Source organism: Cupriavidus sp. OTU4054 (assembly GCF_038440175.1).
GTDB classification, from domain to species: domain Bacteria; phylum Pseudomonadota; class Gammaproteobacteria; order Burkholderiales; family Burkholderiaceae; genus Cupriavidus; species Cupriavidus pauculus_D.
This window is the reverse complement of the sequence record NZ_JASATF010000025.1, coordinates 103,556-109,747: the sequence shown is the minus strand read 5'-3', so window position 1 is coordinate 109,747 and position 6,192 is coordinate 103,556. Positions and strand designations below refer to the sequence as shown.

General features: G+C 66.2%; 7 protein-coding genes. 4 read left to right on the top strand and 3 right to left on the bottom strand.

Annotation, left to right across the window (positions count from 1 at the left end; translation table 11 throughout):
- From AAHB16_RS25345 to xseA, 3 genes are all read right to left on the bottom strand, one after another.
- A partial coding sequence (locus tag AAHB16_RS25345; protein WP_342052284.1) for a CorA family divalent cation transporter occupies positions 1 to 492 on the bottom strand: 492 nt, incomplete at its 3' end.
- Positions 493 to 627: 135 nt separating this feature from the next.
- Positions 628 to 1,206 carry a superoxide dismutase [Fe] gene (sodB, locus tag AAHB16_RS25340; RefSeq protein WP_109581967.1) on the bottom strand — a complete coding sequence of 193 codons (579 nt, stop codon included), beginning with the start codon at positions 1,204 to 1,206 and terminating at the stop codon, positions 628 to 630.
- Positions 1,207 to 1,346: 140 nt separating this feature from the next.
- Positions 1,347 to 2,732: an exodeoxyribonuclease VII large subunit gene (xseA, locus tag AAHB16_RS25335; RefSeq protein ID WP_342052283.1), complete on the bottom strand. Its 1,386-nt coding sequence runs from the start codon at positions 2,730 to 2,732 to the stop codon at positions 1,347 to 1,349.
- 981 nt (positions 2,733 to 3,713) lie between these two features.
- Here xseA and AAHB16_RS25330 point away from each other — a divergent pair.
- From AAHB16_RS25330 to AAHB16_RS25315, 4 genes are all read left to right on the top strand, one after another.
- Positions 3,714 to 4,334, top strand: a complete 621-nt coding sequence (locus tag AAHB16_RS25330; protein ID WP_150372693.1) for a MotA/TolQ/ExbB proton channel family protein — start codon at positions 3,714 to 3,716, stop codon at positions 4,332 to 4,334.
- Positions 4,335 to 4,351: 17 nt separating this feature from the next.
- A complete protein-coding gene (locus AAHB16_RS25325) occupies positions 4,352 to 4,783 on the top strand; it encodes an ExbD/TolR family protein (RefSeq protein ID WP_150372694.1) in 432 nt (143 codons plus the stop codon).
- Positions 4,784 to 4,871: 88 nt separating this feature from the next.
- Positions 4,872 to 5,978: a tetraacyldisaccharide 4'-kinase gene (gene lpxK / locus AAHB16_RS25320; protein ID WP_342052282.1), complete on the top strand. Its 1,107-nt coding sequence runs from the start codon at positions 4,872 to 4,874 to the stop codon at positions 5,976 to 5,978.
- Entirely contained in the window at positions 5,959 to 6,186 is a 228-nt protein-coding gene (locus tag AAHB16_RS25315; protein WP_150372696.1) for a Trm112 family protein, read from the top strand. Before lpxK ends, AAHB16_RS25315 begins: the two co-directional genes overlap by 20 nt.
- Positions 6,187 to 6,192: the final 6 nt, after the last annotated feature.

Genomic DNA, 6,192 nt, shown 5'->3' with positions numbered 1-6,192 from the left:
GCCCCCCGCGCGCCCCCCCCCCCCCCCCCCCCCCCCCCCCCCCCCCCCCCGCCGCACCGCCTCGCGCAGCCGGTCCACCGACCGCAGCGGACGCGACCGCGCGGTCACGAGCAGGCGATGATCGACGCTGGCCCACAGCGTCGAGATATCGGTCGATGACACGCCGAAGTTGTAGATCACGTCGTTGACCACCGCGAGCAGGGCGTCGTCCTGCCGCTCGATACGCGTGGAATGCGACCCCTGCCGCAGCGCGGCGAAGAAATCCTCGGACAGGCCAAGCTGGCTCTTCATCCAGCGTTCGCAGGCGCTGTTCGAAAGATTGAAATGGAGCCAGAGAAAGCCCGCCCCTTCACCCGCCGGGTCGCCATGCAGCCACGCGATGGCCCGATGCGAGTCGATCTCGCGCGCGGGCTCGCCCGGCACGAACAGATAACCGCTGACCAGCCCGACCGGATCGGAACCATAGCCGGATTCGACGATGGCGGATGGCATGGGAAAGGCTCCGTCGATAAACGCAAAACCGAGACGGTATCACGGCACCATGGCAGTCAGTGCGAAACGTGCATGGCGCCTCGCCAAAAACAAAAAAGCCCGCTTTTCGCGGGCTTTTTTGCGATGGAACAGGGCTTAGGCGAAGTTCTTCGCGGCGAAGTCCCAGTTCACGACGTTCCAGAATGCCTCGACATACTTCGGGCGGGCATTGCGGTAGTCGATGTAGTACGCGTGTTCCCACACGTCGCAGGTCAGCAGGGCCTTGGCGTCGGTGGTCAGCGGCGTGGCGGCGTTCGAGGTGGACACCAGGTCCAGCGAGCCGTCGGCCTTCTTGACCAGCCAGGCCCAGCCCGAACCGAAGGTGCCGACGGCGACCTTCGTGAATTCTTCCTTGAACTTGTCGAACGAACCCCACTTGGCGTTGATGGCATCGGCCAGCGCGCCGGTCGGTGCGCCGCCGCCGTTCGGCTTCAGCGATTCCCAGTAGAAGGTGTGGTTCCAGACCTGGGCCGCGTTGTTGAAGATACCGCCCGAGGACTTCTTGACGATGTTTTCCAGCGACTCGTTCTCGAACTCGGTGCCCTTGATCAGGTTGTTCAGGTTCGTGACGTAGGTCTGGTGATGCTTGTCATGGTGGAACTCCAGCGTCTCCTTGGAGATGTGCGGAGCGAGGGCATCATGCGCGTACGGCAGCGGAGGAAGTGCGTGTTCCATTGTTCGGTCTCTGCGGGTTGTTTATAGGTGGGGACTGACGATTGTAGGTGACTTGCCAGACCCGCGCAAACGCAGGCGGAAAGCCCCCTGGACTCATGCTAGTTTGTCCTCGCCCGCGCGGTACGCATTCCCATGCGTCATCAAAAGGTCGCGAGCTTGGCCTGTACACCGGCGATTTCCACATCGGCCACGCCCTCCGCCAGATGCGCCTCGACAATGGTGCCGGCGCGCATCTCTTGCGGCGAACGCAGCGCGTGGCCGCGCTGGTCGATCAGCACCGCGTAACCGCGTTCCAGCGTACGCTGCGGTGCCAGCAACTCGAGCGCACCCGCGGCGCGGGCAAGCCGCGCGCCGGCGCGTTCGTGCTGTCGGTTGGCGGCCGCGGCGAGCCGCGCGGACAGGCGGCCGAGGTCGGTGCGCGCGCGGGCCACATCGGGCATGCACGCGCGCCAGCGCATGGCCAGCACCTGCTGGCGGTGACGTTGCACGGTCACCGTGTCGCGTAATGCCGCACGCAAGTGTCGGGCCAGATTGTCCACGCGCGCGCGGCGCTCCTGCAGTTGCGCCTGCGGGCTGCGCAGCCGGCGCGCGAGCCAGTCCAGATGCTGGGCGCGGCGGTCCAGCTGGCGCGCCATGCACTGGCGCAGCGCGTCCTGCGCGCGGCGCGCGAGCTGCAGCAGATGCGCGCGGTCGGGGCTCACCAGTTCGGCGGCACCGGTCGGCGTGGGCGCGCGCACGTCGGCGACGAAATCGGCAATCGTGAAATCGGTTTCATGCCCCACGCCCGACACCACCGGCATCGCACTGCGCGCGATCGCATGCGCCACCACTTCCTCGTTGAACGACCAAAGGTCCTCGATACTCCCGCCACCGCGGCACAGGATCAGCACATCGCACTCGGCCCGCGCGCTCGCGGCATCGAGCATCGCGGCGATGCGATCGGCCGCGCCCGCGCCCTGGACGGGGACCGGATACACGATGACAGGGACATGCGGCGCGCGCCGCCGCAGCGTGGTCAGCACGTCGCGCATCGCGGCCGCCTGCAGCGAGGTGACCACGCCGATCGCGCGCGGATGCGTGGGAATCGGGCGCTTTCGTTCATTCGCGAAAAGCCCCGCCTGTGCAAGTTTTTCCTTGAGCCGCAGGAACGCTTCGTAGAGATTGCCGAGCCCCGCGCGGCGCATCGCCTCCACGCCGAGCTGCAGTTCGCCGCGCGCCTCGTACATGGAGACCAGCGCGCGCACTTCCACCGCTTCGCCTTCGCGCGGCGAGAAATCGACATGCTGGTTGCGGCCGCGGAACATCACGCAGCGAATCTGCGCGCGGGCGTCCTTGAGCGAGAAATACCAGTGACCGCTGGCGGCCCGCGTGAAATTGGAGATTTCGCCACGCACCCAGGCAAGCGGAAATGTGCGCTCGAGCACCGACGAAATCGCGTGGTTGAGCTCGCTGACCGCAATCACTTCACGGCCGCCAGCCGAGGCGTTGGACGGCGTTGCGCGGGGAACGTTCGGAAAGTCGGGCATGGTCCACTGCCGCGCGGGCGGCGTGAAATTGACATGTCCACAGCATAACCGCTCTGTCAAGAGGCACACCTCACGCGACCCGTTTGATCTCGTAACCCGCTTGTCTCCGTACAACCCTTTGATTCTTATGCCTTTTCCGTCCAAGGCAAAAAATAGGCAATGTAAGAGAAACGCTTACGCGTCAACGACTTACGGCGCGCACCCCCGCATTGTTCACAAAGTTATCCACAGAAGTTCTGGATAAACGGCAACGCGCTGTGCGGCGCTGTGGATAATCGCGATCGCGGTTGCGCTGCTCGCGCTGGAGCAATCGCGCGGTCGGGAAGCATCACTTCCCCGCGTCGCGATGCGTGGGCGAGGGCCACACTGGCGTTTCGGCCCGATTTGCCTGTTTTTTAGGCAGAGATCGATTCGCCTTTACAAAACAAGGGGTTAGATACCCTGTCCGGTATTTGTCCACAACCCGTCCACAAGACTGTCCCGCAGGAATGTGGAAATTCGTCACAGTGTCGACACACTCGCCCGGCCGTCAACTGGGACCGCATTGCCCGTTTTTTGGGCAACGCGAGATTCTTCCTTTGCAATCAACGGGTTGAGTCAGTTTTGCGCAACCTGTCCACAACCGATCCACAATCCTGTCCCGCTCCCGTGTGGATACCGCGGGGTTCGGGGCAGCGCGGATGCGGTGCCCATTTTTCGGGCAGCCCGCGCGACACCCTTTACGATCAACGACTTAGCGCATCTATCCGGCGCGTATCCACAAGCGGTCCACAGTGCTGTCCTGCCCGTCTGTGGAAAGCCACAGGCGCCGAGAGCGGCTTGCCGCGCGCGAACGCGCGGGGTAGAGTGGCGCCTGATTTTTTCGAGCACGCCGCTGCGCGCCGCCGTCGGGCAGCACGCATCAAAGGCTGCCTAGGTCTGCTGTGTTTCGGGTCTGTTTTTTAGTCGATCTGTCGTCGGCTAGTCGAATCGGGGGTCCACGTGTTTTCCATCATTCAAGCGGCCGGCTGGCCGATCTGGCCGCTGCTGCTCGCCTCGGTCATCGCGTTGGCGCTGATCGTCGAACGTTTCCTGTCGCTGAAGCGCAGCAAGGTGCTGCCGCCGAAGTTATACGACGAAGCGCTGTCCGCCGCGCAACAGCGCCGCGCCACGCCCGAGGTCGTCAACAACCTCGAGAAGAATTCTCCGCTCGGCCGTATCCTGGCCGCCGGCCTGCGCCACGTCGTGCTGCAGCCGCATACCTCGCGCGATGCCGCCAAGGACGTGGTCGAGGAAGCGGGCCGTGCCGTCGCCCATGACCTCGAACGTTACCTGAACGCGCTGGGCACCATCGCTTCGGTGGCGCCGCTGATGGGCCTGCTCGGCACCGTGATCGGCATGATCGAGATCTTCGGCAACCAGAACGGCACGGGCGCCAATCCGGAGCAGCTGGCACATGGTATCTCGGTCGCGCTCTACAACACGGCGTTCGGCCTGATCGTGGCGATTCCCGCGCTGATCTTCTGGCGCTACTTCCGCCGCCGCGTGGACGACTACGTGGCCGAGCTGGAATTCCGCGCGACCACGTTCCTCGACGCCATCCTGCCGCAACGGCGTTCGTAAGCGCGCGGGAGCACGCCATGCACTTCCGTTCCCGCCAGCGGCGCGAGGAGCCGGAGATCAACCTGATCCCGCTCATCGACGTCCTGCTCGTGATCCTGATCTTCCTGATGATCACGACCACCTATTCGCGCTTTACCGAGCTGCAGATCCAGCTGCCGACCGCCGACGCCGAACGCGCCCAGCAACGGCCCAGCGAGATCGTGGTCTCGGTGTCCTCGCGCGGCGTTTATTCGGTCAACAAGCAGGTGCTCGAGCAGAAGGACGTGACGAGCCTCGCGGACCAGCTGCGTCATGCGGCCGGCCCCACGGGCAACGGCCCGCCGCCCGTCGTCATCGTCAATGCCGATGCACAGGCCACGCACCAGGCGGTGATCAACGTGATGGAGGCCGCGCGCGTCGCGGGCCTGTCGCGCCTGACCTTCGCCACGCAGAGCGCGCAGCCGCGCTGATCCGCCCGGCCCCGGGCGGCCATCGGCCCGGCGTCGTTGTACCATGCGGGCATTGCCGCTTCTGACCGCACTGCCCGACCTTTCCCCAATGCCCGCACCCCGACACGCCCTCGCCGCCTTTGTCACCGACCAGTGGCAACGCCGCGGCTGGTTCGCCTGGCTGATGCTGCCGTTCTCGCTGCTGTTCGGCCTGATCGCGCGCGTGCGCCGCTACGGCTATCTGCATGGCTGGTTCCGCTCGACGCGGCTGCCGATGCCGGTGGTGGTGGTCGGCAACGTCACGGTTGGCGGCACCGGCAAGACACCGGCCGTGATCGCGCTCGCGCAGGCGCTCGTCGAAGCGGGGCTGCGCCCGGGCGTGGTGTCGCGCGGCTATGGCGTCAAGCTCACGCACCCGCGCCGCGTCAAACCCAATTCGAACGCGGCGGACGTCGGCGACGAACCGCTGCTGATCGCGCGCGCCACCGAGGTGCCCGTGTGGGTGTTCCCGGACCGCGCGCTGTGCGCGCAGACGATGCTGGTCTCGCACCCCGGCGTCAACGTGCTGCTGCTCGACGACGGCCTGCAGCACTACCGCCTGCAGCGCGACTTCGAGATCGTGATGTTCGACGGCCGCATGGGCGGCAACGGCCTCCTGCTGCCGGCCGGCCCGCTGCGCGAGCCGCTGTCGCGGCCGCGCGACGCCACGCTGATCAACGACCCGCACTTCCGCGCCACGCCCGACAAGCCCGATGTCTACGGCATGCGGCTGGAGCTGGACGTGGCCTGGCAACTGTCCGACCCGACCATGACGCGCCCGGTCTCGGCGTTCGCGGACCGGCGCGTGTTCGCGGCCGCGGGCATCGGCAATCCCGAACGCTTCTTCGCAAGCCTGCGGCAGGCCGGCCTGAACCCGGCCACGCTGCCGCTGCCCGACCATTACGACTTCGCCGACGATCCGTTCGCCACGCATCCGGCCGCCATCGACGCGGAGGTGATCCTGATCACCGAGAAGGATGCCGTAAAATGCGAGCGCTCCGAGTACCATGGCGACCCGCGCATCTGGGTCGTCGCCACCACGCCCGTGATCGACGCGGGGCTCATCGATAAAATCCGCCGCGCCGTGACGGCGCGCGCGCCGGCTGTCGCCACCCCCGTGACCACGGGTTCGGCCGGCCTAGACAAGGAACACCAGGATGGACAACCGGCTGCTTGAGATCCTCGTTTGCCCGCTGTGCAAGGGCAAGCTGGAGTACAACCGTGCCGCCCAGGAGCTGATCTGCCATGCGGACAAGCTCGCGTATCCGATCCGTGACGGCATTCCCGTCATGCTCGCCGACGAAGCACGCCAGTCGGTCCCCGGCCGCGTGATCGACACCGACGCCGACAAGCCGGCCGCCGGGAGCGGCAACGCCAACCCCTGATCGTCC